The 14,051-nt window shown below is 75.3% G+C and carries 8 protein-coding genes and 2 tRNA genes; 5 read left to right on the forward strand and 5 right to left on the reverse strand.

Going from position 1 to position 14,051, the window contains the following annotated elements; all coding sequences use genetic code 11:
- The first annotated feature begins 16 nt into the window (after positions 1-16).
- Positions 17-1,243, forward strand: a complete 1,227-nt coding sequence (locus tag AC3ERT_RS02345; protein ID WP_435127553.1) for an alpha-L-fucosidase — start codon at positions 17-19, stop codon at positions 1,241-1,243.
- Between the two features lie 73 nt (positions 1,244-1,316).
- Here the strand turns inward: AC3ERT_RS02345 and AC3ERT_RS02350 are convergent, their stop codons facing one another.
- On the reverse strand, positions 1,317-2,237 hold the full coding sequence (locus tag AC3ERT_RS02350) for an NADP-dependent oxidoreductase (RefSeq protein ID WP_435127551.1): 921 nt from the start codon (positions 2,235-2,237) through the stop codon (positions 1,317-1,319).
- A gap of 270 nt (positions 2,238-2,507) precedes the next feature.
- Between AC3ERT_RS02350 and AC3ERT_RS02355 the strand changes: the two genes are divergently transcribed.
- A complete protein-coding gene (locus AC3ERT_RS02355) occupies positions 2,508-4,808 on the forward strand; it encodes an eCIS core domain-containing protein (RefSeq protein ID WP_435127549.1) in 2,301 nt (766 codons plus the stop codon).
- Positions 4,809-4,966: 158 nt separating this feature from the next.
- On the opposite strand, the gene AC3ERT_RS02360 is transcribed toward AC3ERT_RS02355, so the two are convergent.
- A tRNA-Arg gene (locus AC3ERT_RS02360) sits at positions 4,967-5,039 on the reverse strand.
- A gap of 189 nt (positions 5,040-5,228) precedes the next feature.
- Positions 5,229-5,322 (reverse strand) — tRNA-Ser (locus AC3ERT_RS02365).
- Between the two features lie 194 nt (positions 5,323-5,516).
- Between AC3ERT_RS02365 and AC3ERT_RS02370 the strand changes: the two genes are divergently transcribed.
- Positions 5,517-6,176, forward strand: a complete 660-nt coding sequence (locus AC3ERT_RS02370) for an SSI family serine proteinase inhibitor (protein WP_435127547.1) — start codon at positions 5,517-5,519, stop codon at positions 6,174-6,176.
- A 326-nt stretch (positions 6,177-6,502) separates the two neighbouring features.
- Positions 6,503-10,486 carry a hybrid sensor histidine kinase/response regulator gene (locus AC3ERT_RS02375; RefSeq protein WP_435172399.1) on the forward strand — a complete coding sequence of 1,328 codons (3,984 nt, stop codon included), beginning with the start codon at positions 6,503-6,505 and terminating at the stop codon, positions 10,484-10,486.
- A gap of 88 nt (positions 10,487-10,574) precedes the next feature.
- Here AC3ERT_RS02375 and AC3ERT_RS02380 read toward each other — a convergent pair whose 3' ends face one another.
- Positions 10,575-12,221, reverse strand: a complete 1,647-nt coding sequence (locus AC3ERT_RS02380) for a long-chain fatty acid--CoA ligase (RefSeq protein WP_435172400.1) — start codon at positions 12,219-12,221, stop codon at positions 10,575-10,577.
- Between the two features lie 242 nt (positions 12,222-12,463).
- On the opposite strand from AC3ERT_RS02380, the gene AC3ERT_RS02385 reads away from it, so the two are divergent.
- Positions 12,464-13,045 (forward strand): SigE family RNA polymerase sigma factor, encoded by a 582-nt coding sequence (locus AC3ERT_RS02385; protein WP_335971568.1) that lies wholly within the window; start codon positions 12,464-12,466, stop codon positions 13,043-13,045.
- A 100-nt stretch (positions 13,046-13,145) separates the two neighbouring features.
- Here the strand turns inward: AC3ERT_RS02385 and AC3ERT_RS02390 are convergent, their stop codons facing one another.
- Positions 13,146-13,988 (reverse strand): glycoside hydrolase domain-containing protein, encoded by an 843-nt coding sequence (locus AC3ERT_RS02390; RefSeq protein ID WP_335971570.1) that lies wholly within the window; start codon positions 13,986-13,988, stop codon positions 13,146-13,148.
- Positions 13,989-14,051: the final 63 nt, after the last annotated feature.

Below are 14,051 nucleotides of genomic sequence, written 5' to 3' on the forward strand. Positions count from 1 at the left end.
TGAAAGGCGCACCCCGATGACGGCGACCCCCACCCGGGCCCAACTCGCCTGGCAGCAGATGGGATTCGGCCTCTTTCTGCACTTCGGCGTCAACACCTTCAACGGCTGCGAGTGGAGCGACGGCACCCTCGACCCGCGGTCCTTCGCCCCCACCCAGCTCGACGCGCGGCAGTGGGCGGACACCGCGGTCGCCGCCGGGGCGCGGTACGTCGTCCTCACCGCGAAGCACCACGACGGCTTCTGCCTGTGGCCGACGGACACCACCGCCTACTCGGTGCGCTCCTCACCCTGGCGGGGCGGGCGCGGCGACGTCGTCGGCGAACTGGCCGCGGCGTGCCGGGAAGCCGGCATCGGGCTCGGGCTGTACCTGTCGCCCTGGGACCGCAACGCCCCCTGCTACGGCGACCCGGCCGCCTACGACGCCTTCTACGCCCGCCAGCTCACCGAACTGTGCACGCGCTACGGCCCGTTGACCGAGTTGTGGTTCGACGGCGCCGGGTCGGAGCACCGTACCTACGACTGGGACTCCGTGATGGAGGTGGTCGACGCCCACCAACCGGACGCCATGGTCTTCAACATGGGCCGCCCCACCATCCGCTGGGCCGGCAACGAGGACGGACTCGCCCAGGACCCCTGCCGCTACGTCACCGACCGCACCGGCATCAGCGTCTACGCCGACCGCGCCGAGGAGCTGGGCGCCGCCCGCTACCTGCCGCCCGAGTGCGACGTTCCGCTGCGCGCCAACTGGTTCTGGCAGCCGGACGACCTGGCCACCCTCAAGAGCCGCGAGCACCTGGCGGCGATCTGGTACCGCTCCGTGGGGCTCGGCGCCGGGCTGCTGCTCAACGTCCCGCCCGACCGCCGCGGCCTCCTCGACGACGCGGACCGCACCCGGCTGTTGGAGTTCACCGGCGATCTCGCCCGCCGCTTCGCCGCCCCGCTGCCCGCCGAGCTGACCGCCCGCGCCGATGGCACCGTCCTCGCGCGTTTTCCGGCACCGGTCACCGCCGACCACCTCGAACTGCGGGAGGAGCTGACCGGCGGGCAGCACATCGAGCACCACGAGATCCTCGCGGCGGACCGGGTCGTCGCCTCGGGCCGGACGGTCGGTGTCCGGCGGGTGCACGCCTTCCCGGCGGTCCGCACCGACGAGCTGCGCATCCGCCTGGCCGGCGGCCCGGCCGCCGCCCTCACCTCGGTCACCGCCTTCGCCACCGGCCACGAGGAGATCCCGCCCCTGTAGCCCCCGCCGCGCCGGCCCGCGTCCGGCGCTTCCCGCGCTTCCGCGCCCCGGCATCCGGCATCCGGCATCCGGCTCAGGGAAGCAGGACGATCTTGCCGTGGGTGTGGCCCTCCTCCAGCTGCCGGAACGCCTCCCGCACCTGGTCGAGCGGGTAGGTCCGGGCGATCGGCACCTCCAGTTCCCCGCGGGCGGCGAGCCGGGCGAGTTCGCCGAGGACGACCGCGGACGCGGCCGCGCCCTCGCCGTAGGTCCGCGCACCGATCTCCGTCGCGGCCCGCCAGTCCCGGATGGTGTTGATCCGCTCCGGCCGCACCCCCAACTCCACGGCGAGCGCCACGTATCCGTTCCCGTACGTGTCGATGAACGCGTCGACCCGGCCGCCGGCGGCGGCCTGCCGCACCCGCTCGGCCACCCCGTCCCCGTACGGGACCGGCACCACGCCCTGCGCCCGCAGCCACGCGTGGTGCCGTCCGCTCGCCAGACCGATCACCGCGGCTCCGCGCCGCCGCGCCAACTGGACGGCCAGCGACCCGACGCCGCCGGCCGCGCCGGACACCACCACGGTGTCCCCCGGTCCGGGGTCCACCGCGAACACGGTGGCGTACGCGGTCGTGCCGGCCACGTACAGCGACCCGGCCACCTCCCAGCCCAGCCCGTCGGGGACGGCCACCACGTTCACGTCGTCCACCACGACGAACTGCGCGTGGCTCGCCCGGCGATGGGTGAAGCCCAGCACCGCGTCCCCCACCCGGAAGCCCCGCGCGCTCGACCCGGCCGCCACCACCACACCCGCCAGGTCGCTGCCCTGCCCCGACGGGAACACCGCCGGCCACCGGTCGTGCAGCGCGCCCTGCCTGATATGGGCCTCGCCCGGCTGGATACCGGCCGCCCGCACCTCCACGAGCAGTTGTGCCGCACCGGGCTCCGGCCGCGGCACCTCCTCCACCCGCAGTACGTCGATCCCGCCGTACTCGTGGAACCGCACTGCCCGCATCACGTGACCGCCCTTCCGCCCGGGTGCGCACCGGCGAACTCCCGCCGCGCACACGTCTCCAACGACGGGCGGGGCCGATCCCTTCCGTCCGGCGGCGCCGCGGTGCCCCCGGCTCTGCCGTCGGCCAGAGTTCACCGACAGTTCGGCGGAGGAGCGTTGCCCCTGTCGCCCCTGCAACTGCCCCCAAGGCTGCCCTCTTTGCCGTGGTGGCGAGCCGCGCGCGAACCTAACGTGTGTCGGTGGAGAGCTCCACCGACACCGAGGACGGCGATGGCCATGCGCAAGGCCCGGGACGAACACCATGCGGCGAGGTCCGCGCCACCGTCCCGGCCGTCGGCCTCCGCACCGCGGCCGGGCCTGGCCGCGCTCCAGCGCAGCGCGGGCAACGCGGCCGTGGTGCAGGCGCTGCGGGACACCGGCCGCCTCCAGGAGGAGACCGAGCAGCCGGACGCCGGCACGCAGATCAAGGACGTGACCTCCCGGGGCGGCGCACCGCTGGACCCGGTCAGGCGCGCGAAGGCCGAGTCCGTGTTCAAGGAGGACTTCTCCGACGTGCGGCTGCACACAGATACGGTGGCGCAGCGCTCCGCGGTGAACGTCGGCGCGCACGCCTACACCGTGGGCAACAACATCGTCGCCGGCTCCGGCAGCATCGACGACCGCACCCTGTTCCACGAGCTGACCCACGTCTCCCAGCAGCGCAGGGGCCCGGTCGCGGGCACCGACCGCGGCGACGGCGTGCGGGTGTCGGACCCCGGCGACCCCTTCGAGCGGGCGGCGAGCGCCAACGAGCGGCTGGCCGACACCGCGGCCCCCGTGCAGCACCACGCGGGTGACGGCCACGACCACGGGCCCGGCGAGGCGCACGCCCACGGCGACGCGCACGGCGCTCCGGTGCAGCGCAGCGCGGCGCTGCCGGCCACCGTGCAGCGCGTGGCGTCGCCGGGCGAGGGCCCGGCGGAGGACGCGGAGCAGCCGCGCCACCGGGTGCTGGTGGTCTGCGACGAGAGCGGGCTCGGCCTCGGCGGCGTGCCCGTCTTCAACATGGAGCTGGTCAAGGGCCTGCACCACGACAACGACGTCACCATGCTCACCGTCAACGCCCGCGAGGACTACGACCACGCGAAGGCGACCAGCCAGCACGACGGCGTCCGCATCGTCAACGCCTCGGTCCCGGGGGTGAAGGAGGGCCGCGACCGCCTCGACAAGGTCGCCGGCGGCTCGCCCGACCAGTACGGGCTGCCGACGTCCGCGAAGGCCTTCGACATCGTCATCGGCCACTCCCGCTTCTCCGGTCCCGCCGCCCAGAAGATCCGCGACTCCTGGTACCCGGGCGCACGCGTGGTGCACTTCCTGCACACCAGCCCCGTACGGCTGGACAAGATCAAGAAGGAGCCGAAGAAGGGCGCCGAGAAGGCCATCAAGGAGCGCAAGGCCATGCAGCAGGCCGACCTCGTGGCCGGCGTGGGCACGCTGCTCGCCAAGGAGGCCGAACGGCTCTCGGAGGGCGTGCTGCGGGTCCCCGCGCTGCACGACTTCGTGCCGGGCACCGAGGTCGGCACGCCGGTCGCCTCGCCCGTGGCCCAGCAGGCCGACGGCCAGGTGCACCTGCCGCGGACCCTCAAGGTGCTGCTGCCCGGGCGGGCCTCGGACGAGATCAAGGGCGTCGAGGCGGCCGTCCAGGCGATCGGCATCCTGCGCCGCCCGCAGAACCAGGGCGGCCGCGGGCTCGACGTCCACATGACGATCCGCGGCACTCCGGACCCGCACGAGGACCCGGAGAAGTACGCCAAGTGGAAGGCGATCGTCGACGCCCACGGCGAGGGCGGGGTCACCATGCTCCCCTTCAGCAAGAACCCGGCGGACCTGGAGCACGACCGGGAGACCACCCACGCGGTGATCATGCCGTCGCTGCACGAGGGCTTCGGGCTGGTCGCCACCGAGGGCGCCGGCCGCGCCCTGCCGGTCCTGGTCAACGGGGAGAGCGGCGCGGCCCAGTTCCTGTCGCAGGTGACCAGCGGTTCCTTCACGGGCGTGGTCGACGCCCCCTTCGAGGTCGACTCCGCCGGCGGCAAGGAGGTCGCGGGCGGCGCCGACGCGCGGGCGCAGGCGTGGGCGGCGGCCATCGAGGGCCTGCGGAGCAACCTGCCGGGCGCGCGGGCCGAGGCCGAGGAGCTGTACGAGCTGCTCAAGGGCTACTCCTGGCGGCACGCCGCCCAGGCGCTGGTGACGGCGACCATGCGGACCGCGCCGCCCCTGAAGGACAAGTCCCGCCGCGAGGCCGAGCCCCACCGCGGCGCGGTCACCCGCCAGGGCCTGGGCGGCGCCGTGGAGGAGGTCGAGGGCAAGCGCGACAACTGGGCCCCGCACGCCTACTGGGACGGCTCCTCCCCCGAACCGGCCGGCGCCTGGGCCGAGGAGGAGCAGCTCGCCCACATGAAGAAGCTGGCCGTGGCGATGAAGTCCGGGCCCAGGCGGAGCAACACCGTGGAGATCCGCTCCCGGGGCCGCCACACCGGCATCGACGGCAAGGAGCGCCCCCGCCCCAAGGACAAGAAGGCCTGGTACTGACCCCGCCCGCCCCGCGGCCGCAGCCCCACCGCCCCCGGCGCCCCCCGCGCCCGGCGAACACCCCTGCGGCCGCGCGGCGTTGCCCCGCGCCGCCACCCGCTGCCCGCCACCAACGCCGAAGGCCCCGTGGATCTCTCCACGGGGCCTTCGACCTGCTGTGCACTCGGCAGGATTCGAACCTGCAACCTTCTGATCCGTAGTCAGATGCTCTATCCGTTGAGCTACGAGTGCGGGGCTTCCCGGTTTTTGCGGCCGGTCGGCGTTGCGGGAACAACATTACATGAGGGGGCGCGGGAGGTGAAATCGATAAGGGGGAGGGTCGCTGAGCTGCGGAAACGGGGCCGGGGCCGGCAGCGGGGGCCCGGGGCCCGGGGAAAAAGAAGGAGCCCCGGCCGTGGGGACGGCGGGGCTCCTGCGAGGTGGCGGAGGCGGAGGGATTTGAACCCTCGATGGGCGGTAAGACCCAAACCGCATTAGCAGTGCGGCGCCATAGACCGGACTAGGCGACGCCTCCTGATCACGTTCCCGCGTGAGCGGGCGCGTGGGGAAATGATGGCACAGCCGGGAGGGCTGCGACCAATCCGAGACTACGGTACAAGGACGCGGAAGGGCAGGGCAAAGGGGTTGGCCGGGTCGGCGGGCCCCGGACGCGCCCACGAAGGAGTGGTTGACCGGGGGGAAGGGCGGCCCGGCGGTAGGAACGCGGGCATGCACTCTTCACCGCCCGCCCCCCTGGCCCACACCACCCGCCGGACCCCCACCCGAGCCGCCCGCGCCACCCGCCTCGCCCGCTCGGCCGCCACCGCGCTGACCGCGACCGCCGCCCTCGCCACGGTCCTCGCGGGCGCCGCGTACGGCGCCGACCCGGCAACGCCCGCGCCGGACGGCCCGCACCACTCGTCCCCGGTCATCCGCACCACCCCGGAGCCGACCCGGCTGACCGTGGCGTACGACGACGGCGCGGGCCACCGCCGCACGTACCGGCTGCGCTGCGACGAGGCCGCGCAGACGCCGGGCGCCGCCCAGGACAGCGGAACCGGCGGCGACGACGGCACGGCCACCGACGGCAGCGGAACCGGCGGCGACGACGGCACGGCCACCGACGGCAGCGGAACCGGCGGCGCCTGCTCCCACCTCGCCGACATCGGCGGCCCCGTCACCGCGGTCCGCGCCGGCGAGATGTGCTCGATGATCTACGGCGGCCCCCAGACCGCCCGCGTGACCGGCATCTGGCAGGGCCGCCCGGTCCGGGAGGCCTACCGCAGGACCAACGGCTGCGAGGTCGGCCGCTGGAACCGCATGGTCCCCGCGCTGCCCAACCCGGTGGCCGACGCGGCACGCCACGGCGCCGCCCCCGTACGCGGCTGAGCGGCGCGGGGCCGGACCCGCTCGCGCCATCCGCGCCCCGGCACCCCCGTTTTCGTGACGCACACCACACCTTCACCGCGCCCCCGCCAACCCCCCACCCCGTAACGGCACATGACCGTCCCACCCCACAGGAGCAACCCCGACCCGTACACTCGGTCTAGTGACATGGCCCGGTGGGCGGCGGCAAGATGGGCCACCCGTGACGTCAGCCGACGGCCCCGTACGGCTCAGGTGAGTTCGTCCGGGCGCCGCGCCCGACCCTGCGCGCCACGCCGGGTACTGCGCCACGCGTAACAGCACATGCGGTAACAGGGAGGACGCGTCTCGTGAGCAGCAGGCCATCCAGAGGCGCTGCTCGCCTCGCATCGATCCTGGACGCACTTCCGGACGCGCTCCTGCTGGTCAACGCCAACGGCACCGTGGTCAACGCCAACGCGATAGCGCTGGAGACCTTCGAGGCGCCCGGCACCGCCCTGGTCGGCCGCGGACTGCTGGACCTGCTCCCGTCGTTCGACCCGAAGCGCATCCCCGGGTCCATGCGCAGCCCGCAGGAGGCGGCCGCCGACGACACCCGGACGAAGCCGACCCGGATGCAGGCGCACCGCACCGACGGCTCCCCGTTCCCGGCCCAGGTGACGAGCGCCAACCTGGACGACAGCCGCACCCCGTACGCCGACTTCGGCAACGGCATGCCGCACTACACCGGCGACGAGTTGCTGATGCTGGTGGTCCGCGACCTGTCCGGCACCGTGGACACCGAGGCCGAACTCGCCCGCCAGCAGCGGCAGACCGAGATGATCCTGCGAGCCGCGGCCGAGGGCGTGGTCGGCGTGGACACCGAGGGCAAGGTGGTGCTGGTCAACCCGTCGGCCGCGCAGATCCTCGGCCACCGGGCGACCGACCTCGGCGGCAAGGAGCTGCACCCGCTGGTGCACCACTCCCGCGCCGACGGCTCGCCGCTGCCCTACGAGGAGACCCCGCTCGCCGACACCCTTCGCTCCGGCCGCAAGCACCGGGTCCGCGGCCAGGTGCTGTGGCGCAAGGACGGCCGCGCGGTGCCGGTGGACCTGACCACCGCGCCGGTCCGCGACGGCGACCAACTCGTGGGCGCCGTCATGACGTTCACCGACCGCACCCCGTACGACGCGCTGGCCGCCCGCACCCGGCAGCTGCGGGCGCTGCTGGACACCTCGCTGCGCGCACCGCTCGCCGAGCTGCGCGCCGAGCTGACCGGCCTCGCAGCCGACCCGGCCGGGCAGTTGTGGCCGGAGGCCAACCAGACGCTGCACCACCTCTCCGCCGGCTACGCCCGGATCACCACCCTGATCGACAACGTCCTGGACTTCCAGCGGCTGGACCGCGGCGAGGACAAGCTGCACCGCGCGGCCGTCGGCATGGACGAGGTGGTGACCGCGGCGGTCGACGGCGCGGTCGAGCTGATCGGGCCGGGCCGGGCCCAGTTCGCGGTGCACGCGGCGCCGATCGAGGTGTCGGTGGACGCCGCGCGGATGGCCCAGGCGCTGGCCCACCTCGTCGCCGACGTGGCGGGCGTGGACTCCGCGGGCAACACCGTGGCGTACGCCGGGGACTCCACCATCGTGGTCGCGGTCGCGCAGCGCGGCGACGTCGTACGCATCGACGTACGCGGGCCGAGCGCGGGCGGCGACCCGGTGCACCTGCCGCTGGCCCGCGGCATCGTGGAGCGCCACGGCGGGGTCCTCCAGACGCACGAGGTGCCCGGCCAGGGCAGCGCGTACGTCCTCGAGGTGCCGCTCGGGCTCGACCCGGAGGCGGCGCGGGCCGCCCGGGAGGCACGGGAGGCGGCCGAGGGCGCGGACGGCCCGGCGCCCGGCGACGGTACGAAGGGCGGTACGGCGGCCGGCCGCGGCAAGGGCGCCGGTGCGCACTCCGGCGGGAACGGCGACGCGCAGGCAGCCGCTGCGCGCGGTACGGCCCCGGGTACGCCGTCCGGTCCGTCCGGTCCCTCCAACGGCGGGCGCGCCGCGCGCCGTTCGCACGCGGCGCCCGGCGGCGCGGCGGAGCCGCAGCGGCCGGGCGAGGACACGGGCACCGTGGTGGCGCCGTGGGCGCTGCCGCCGGGCGGAAGCCAGGACGCGGGCCGGGGACAGGCCGCGGGGCAGGGCGTGGAGCACGGCGTGGAGCAGGGCGCGGCGCAGCCGTCCGGCCAGGTCGAGGCGCCGACCGGGCGCCGCCGGGCGCTGCGGCGGCCGATCGGCCGCCCGGAGCACCCGCAGGCGCAGGGCGGGCCGCACGCGCTGCCGCCGGCCCCGTCCGGTCCGCAGTCCGGCCCGCAGGGGGGGGCCGGGGTGCCCCAGCTCCCCCAAGCCCCGCAAGTCCCGCACGCTCCCCAGCCCCAGCCCCAGCCGCAGCCGCAGGGCCCGGGCGGACCGGGCACCCCCGGCAACGGCACCGCCGAGGACGGCACCCGGCCGACCGGCCGCCGGGCCCGCCGCGGCCGCCCCGCCGTGGAGGAGGAGCAGCCCCCGGCCGACGGCGGCGAGCTGCGCAGCCTCCCGGCCCCGCGCATCCCCAACGCCCTGCCCGCCGCCGGCACCGACAGCAGCGGCGCCACCGGCACCGACGGCGCCCGGCACTCGGGCGCCCCGCAGGACCCGGCGAACTCCCCCCACCCGCAAGGCGGTCAGCCCGCCCCCGGCACCGGCCGCAGGGGCCGCCGCGCCCTCGAAGCCGTGCCGCCGGCACCCCAGGCGCCCCAGCCCCCGCAGGCGCCGCCGCCCGCGCGGCCCGCCCCGCAGCCCCCCGTCCCCGGCATGCCCTACCAGCCCGACCCGCCCGCGCAGAGCTGGCCGGAGCCGGCCCCCGGCGCACCCGGCGCCGACCCGCGCGCCGCGGCCGCCCCGGAGCCGGGCGGACCCGCGCAGCAGCCCCCGGCCGGCACCTGGCCCGACCCCGCCCGCCCGGCGAACCCGCCCGCGCCCACCTCCTGGCCGCAGGCCGGCGGCCAAGGCACCCCGCGCGCCCTTCAGGACCCGCGCGGCTCCCACGACGACGTGCCCGCCCCCCGCAACGGAGGACAGCAGGACCCGTCCCACCAGACCCACGGCCGGGCCATAAGCGTCCGCACCCTCGGCCAGGGCGTGCCCTTCGGCACCGGCGGCGACCCGAACGAGCAGACGCCCACCCAGGCCGTCCAGGCACAGCACCCGCAGGGGCTGCCCGCGCAGGTCGCCGCGGGCGGCTCCGGGCGCCGCCGCCGGCTCGCCCCGCCGCAGCCCGCCAACCCGCAGAACCCGCAGGCGCCGCAGCCGCCCGGCCCGGAGCAGCAGTCCGGCCCGGGCGGCGAGCACCAGGCCCGCCAGCACCCGCAGGCCGACCCCGACAGCGGCCAGCTCCCGGTCCGCCGGCCCGGCGACCCACGCGGCCGCGGCCTGGCCGGCGGGGACACCGCGCTGCTGCGGCCCGTACCGCCGCTGGAGGAGCAGCAGCCGGGCCGGTCGTACGCGATCGGGGCGCCCGCGGCGGGTGCGGCCGAGGGCCCGGAGCCGCTGGACGGGCCGAACGGCGCGGTGGACGTCACCGACGTGGCCGCGGGCGAGGCCGACGACCGCCACGACGAGCCGCTGGACGAGCCGCGCCGCCTGCTGGTGTGGCCCGAGCCCGACGTCTCGACCCGGCAGGCGCTCACCGACCGCGGCTACCGCCCGGTGATCGTACGGTCCCGCGAGGAGGTGGACGCGCAGGTCGCCGAGCCGCCCGCGGCCCTGTTCGTGGACCCCCTGACCGGGCCGATCACCCGGACCGCGCTCCAGGCGCTGCGGCAGGCCGCGGCGGCCGCCGAGGTGCCGGTCCTGGTCACCGCGGGGCTGGGGCAGGCGACCCGCGAGGCCGCGTACGGCGCCGACCCGGCGGTGCTGCTGAAGGCGCTCGCGCCGCGCGACAGCGAGCAGCACCCGCCGCGGGTCCTGCTGGTGGAGGGGCACGAGCCGATCGCGATGGCGTTCGCGGCGACCCTGGAGCGGCGCGGCATGCAGGTCACGCACGCGGACTCCGAGGCCGACGCGATGACCAAGGCCGCCCAGATCCACCCCAACCTGGTGGTGATGGACCTGATGCTGATCCGGCGCCGCCGCCAGGGCATCGTGGACTGGCTCCGCGGCCACGCCCGGCTCGACAGCACCCCGCTGGTCGTCTACACCTCCGCGGACATCGACCCGGAGGAGCTGCCCCGGCTGGCCTCCGGCGAGACCGTCCTCTTCCTCGCCGAACGCTCCACCAGCGCCGACGTCCAGTCCCGCATCGTGGACCTGCTCGGCAAGATCGGCACCTGACCGCGGGCCCCGCGACCCCGGCGGAACCGCGGGCCAGGGGCTCGGGTCAGAAGCCTCCGGTCAGAAACTTCCAGTCAGAAGCTTCCGGTCAGAGGCGGGTGACGTCCAGCTCGCCTTCCGCGTAGGACTTGCGGATGACCTTCTTGTCGAACTTGCCGACGCTGGTCTTCGGCACCGCCGGCACGACCGCCCACCGTTCGGGCACCTGCCAGTGGGCGACCCGTTCGGCGAGGAAGGCGCGCAGCTCGGGGTAGCCGGCGGTGGCGCCCTCGCGCAGGACGACGGTGGCGAGCGGGCGTTCGCCCCAGCGCTCGTCGGGTACCGCGACCACGGCCGCCTCGGCGACGTCCGGGTGCGCCATGAGGTGGTTCTCCAGGTCGACCGAGGAGATCCACTCACCGCCGGACTTGATGACGTCCTTCGCGCGGTCGGTGAGGGTGAGGTAGCCGTCCTCGGAGATCACCCCGACGTCGCCGGTGCGCAGCCAGCCGTCCGGGCTGAACTTGTCCTCCGGCCGCAGCGGTTCGGCGCCCGCGCCCCCGTAGTACGCGGCGGCGATCCACGGCCCGCGCACCTCCAGCTCGCCGGCGGACCGGCCGTCCCAGGGCATCTGCGAGCCGTCCGGGCCGATCAGCCGGGCCTCGACGGAGGCGGGGAAGCGGCCCTGCGTGACGCGGTACCCCCACTTCTCCTCACCGGTCGCACCGGCCGGCGGGTGCGCGATGGTCCCGAGCGGGGAGGTCTCGGTCATGCCCCACGCGTGCACCAGGCGCACCCCCAGCTGCTCGTCGAACGCCTTCATCAGCGCCGGCGGGCAGGCCGAGCCGCCGATGGTGACCTGCCTGAGCGAGCTGACGTCGCGGGGCCGTTCGGTCAGCTCGCCGAGCAGACCCTGCCAGATCGTCGGCACGGCGGCCGCGTGCGTGGGCCGCTCGCGCTCGATCATCTCGGCGAGCGGGGCCGGCTGGAGGAAGCGGTCCGGCATCAGCAGGTTGATCCCGGCCATGAAAGCGGCGTGCGGGACGCCCCACGCGTTCACGTGGAACATGGGCACGACCGGCAGTGACGTGTCCCGGTTGGTCAGGCCCATCGACTCGGCGGAGACGACCTGGAGGGAGTGCAGGTAGACCGAGCGGTGCGAGAACACCACGCCCTTGGGGTCGCCGGTGGTCCCGGAGGTGTAGCACATGGCCGCGGCCTCCCGCTCGTCCAGCTCCGGCCAGTCGTAGCCGGTCGGGCGGTCGGTGATCAGCTGCTCGTACGCGTGCACGGCGGGCCGGGCGCCCGCCAGGAGCGACAGGTCACCGTCCCCGACGACGACCAGGTGCTCGACGGACTCCATCCGCGGCAGCAGCGGGGCGAGCAGCGGCAGCAGGGTGCCGTCCACGAGGACGACCCGGTCGGCGGCGTGGTTGACGATCCAGGTCAGCTGGTCGGCGGGCAGCCGCAGGTTGAGGGTGTGCAGCACCGCGCCCATCGCGGGGATCGCGAGGTACGCCTCCATGTGCTCGCCGTTGTTCCACATGAGGGTCGCGACCCGGTCACCGCGCTCCACACCGAACTCGTCGCGCAGCGCGCACGCGAGCTGCACCGCGCGGGTGCCGGTCTCCCGGAAGGTCCGGCGCCGGGGCTCGGCCCCGGTCCAGGTGGTGATCGTGGACCGGCCGTGCACCCGCGTGCCGTGCACGAGGATGCGGGTGACGGTCAGCGGAACGTCCTGCATGGTGCTCAGCACGCGGGCCTCCGGGCGGCTCCGAGGGGTTTGCCCGCGATTCTGCTTCCATACCGCGGGGTATGTCACTACCCCCGGCCGGACCGGGCGCCCCCTACTCCGCCGTGCCGATCCCCTGCGGGACGGCCGCCCGGGGCTCCACCCGAGGGGGGTGGGGAGAACCCCCCTCCTACGACCTGAGGGTGATCCCGTGTCGGCACCTCCGGCCGATCCGCCGCCCGGGTCGCGGCTCCTACCTTGGAGCCATGACCACGCCAGTCTGCACCAGCGCCCGCCCGGCCGGCGCCAGTACGGCCAGCACCGGCCCGGCGAGCGCCGGCCCGGCCAGCGCCAGCACGTCGCAGTTCACGGCCTACGTCCGCAGCAAGGGCCCCACGCTGCTGCGCACCGCCCGCTCCCTGACCCCGAACCCGGCCGACGCGGAGGACCTGCTGCAGACGGCCCTGACCAAGACCTACCTCGCCTGGGACCGGATCGACGACCACCGCGCGCTCGACGGCTATGTGCGCCGCACCCTGGTCAACACCCGCACCTCGCAGTGGCGCAAGCGCCGGGTGGACGAGTTCAGCACCGACGAGCTGCCGGAGCCGGCCGCCGCCGGGCCCGACCTCGTCGAGCAGCAGGTCCAGCGCGACGCGCTGCTGCGGGCGATAGCCCGGCTCCCGCCGCGGCAGCGCGCGATGGTGGTGCTGCGCTACTACGAGGACATGAGCGAGGTGCAGACCGCGGAGGCGCTCGGGGTGTCCGTCGGCACCGTGAAGAGCGCGGTCTCCCGCGCCCTCGGCAAGCTCCGCGACGACCCCGAGCTGGAGCTGAGCGTCGCCTGACGGGTTCCGCGCGGGTGTCCTGCCGTTTCCCACGGGTCCTCCCGGATCGTCCGGGGCTCTTCCCTACCCTGACCGGCCCCTCTTCCCGGCCCGTCCGGGCTCAGCCGACCACGGCGACCGGGGCGTCCACCAGGTCGCGGTCGATGCTGAGCGTCTTCCCGCCGTGCGACTCGGTGACGGCGCCGTGGTACTGGTGGATACGCGCGTGCGGGGTCCAGGCGGACGGCGCGAGCGACGGCTCGGCGGTCAGTGTCGGACTCACGCCCCAGCGGGCGTACCAGAGCACCTGCGGCAGGTCGGCCACCCCCGCCAGCCGCGACCTCTCCATGTGCGTGATGCCCGAGTCGGCGCTGCTGTAGAAGCCGGTGACGTAACCGGCCGCCGCCACTCCCCGGTCCCAGGCCCGGATGTACGCCAGGGTCGCCGCCGCGCACGACGTGTTCCCGATGTCGTACGCCTCCATGTCGAGGTAGAGCGCGCTGCCCGGGTCCAGCCCGAACACGCCGGCCTGCCGCACCGCGTCCTCGGCCTCGCTCGCGCCCTGGGTGGCGGGCTGGGCGCTGTCGATCCGGAAGGGGTTCTTGTTGGAGCCCGCCACGCACGGGCTCTGCGAACCGACGTAGATCGGCAGCAGGCTCCACCCCGCCTTCGTGGTCTGCCGCACCCAGTCCGGGGTCAGATGCGTCTGCGACGTGCAGGCGCGTGCCCGGCCGCCGAAGTAGATGCCCGCGGCGCGGTAGTCGGAGTGGGCGATCCACGCGTTCATGGTGGCCAGGTCCGGAGCCTGGCAGGTGTCGAACGCCTGCCCGCTGAAGGTGCGGCCGGCGTGGGACGGGGCCAGGCCGGGGGAGGCCGCGTCCGCGGGTACGGCCGGAAGCAGCAGCCCGGTCAGCGCGAGCGCACCGGCGAGGAAATAACGGATAAACCCACTGGTTTCGGTCATTCAGTGAGTCAACGATGCTCCCGCCGCCGGGCCGCGCAGACACGCCGTGCACGGCCGAAAGCC

The organism is Actinacidiphila sp. bgisy145 (genome assembly GCF_057708125.1).

What these genes read in the sequence shown, in the direction of transcription:
- AC3ERT_RS02345 (WP_435127553.1), top strand. Translation starts at nt 17, where the DNA reads ATGACGGCGACCCCCACCCGGGCCCAACTCGCCTGGCAGCAGATGGGA.
- AC3ERT_RS02350 (WP_435127551.1), bottom strand. Translation starts at nt 2,237, where the DNA reads ATGCGGGCAGTGCGGTTCCACGAGTACGGCGGGATCGACGTACTGCGG.
- AC3ERT_RS02355 (WP_435127549.1), top strand. Translation starts at nt 2,508, where the DNA reads ATGGCCATGCGCAAGGCCCGGGACGAACACCATGCGGCGAGGTCCGCG.
- AC3ERT_RS02370 (WP_435127547.1), top strand. Translation starts at nt 5,517, where the DNA reads ATGCACTCTTCACCGCCCGCCCCCCTGGCCCACACCACCCGCCGGACC.
- AC3ERT_RS02385 (WP_335971568.1), top strand. Translation starts at nt 12,464, where the DNA reads ATGACCACGCCAGTCTGCACCAGCGCCCGCCCGGCCGGCGCCAGTACG.
- AC3ERT_RS02390 (WP_335971570.1), bottom strand. Translation starts at nt 13,988, where the DNA reads ATGACCGAAACCAGTGGGTTTATCCGTTATTTCCTCGCCGGTGCGCTC.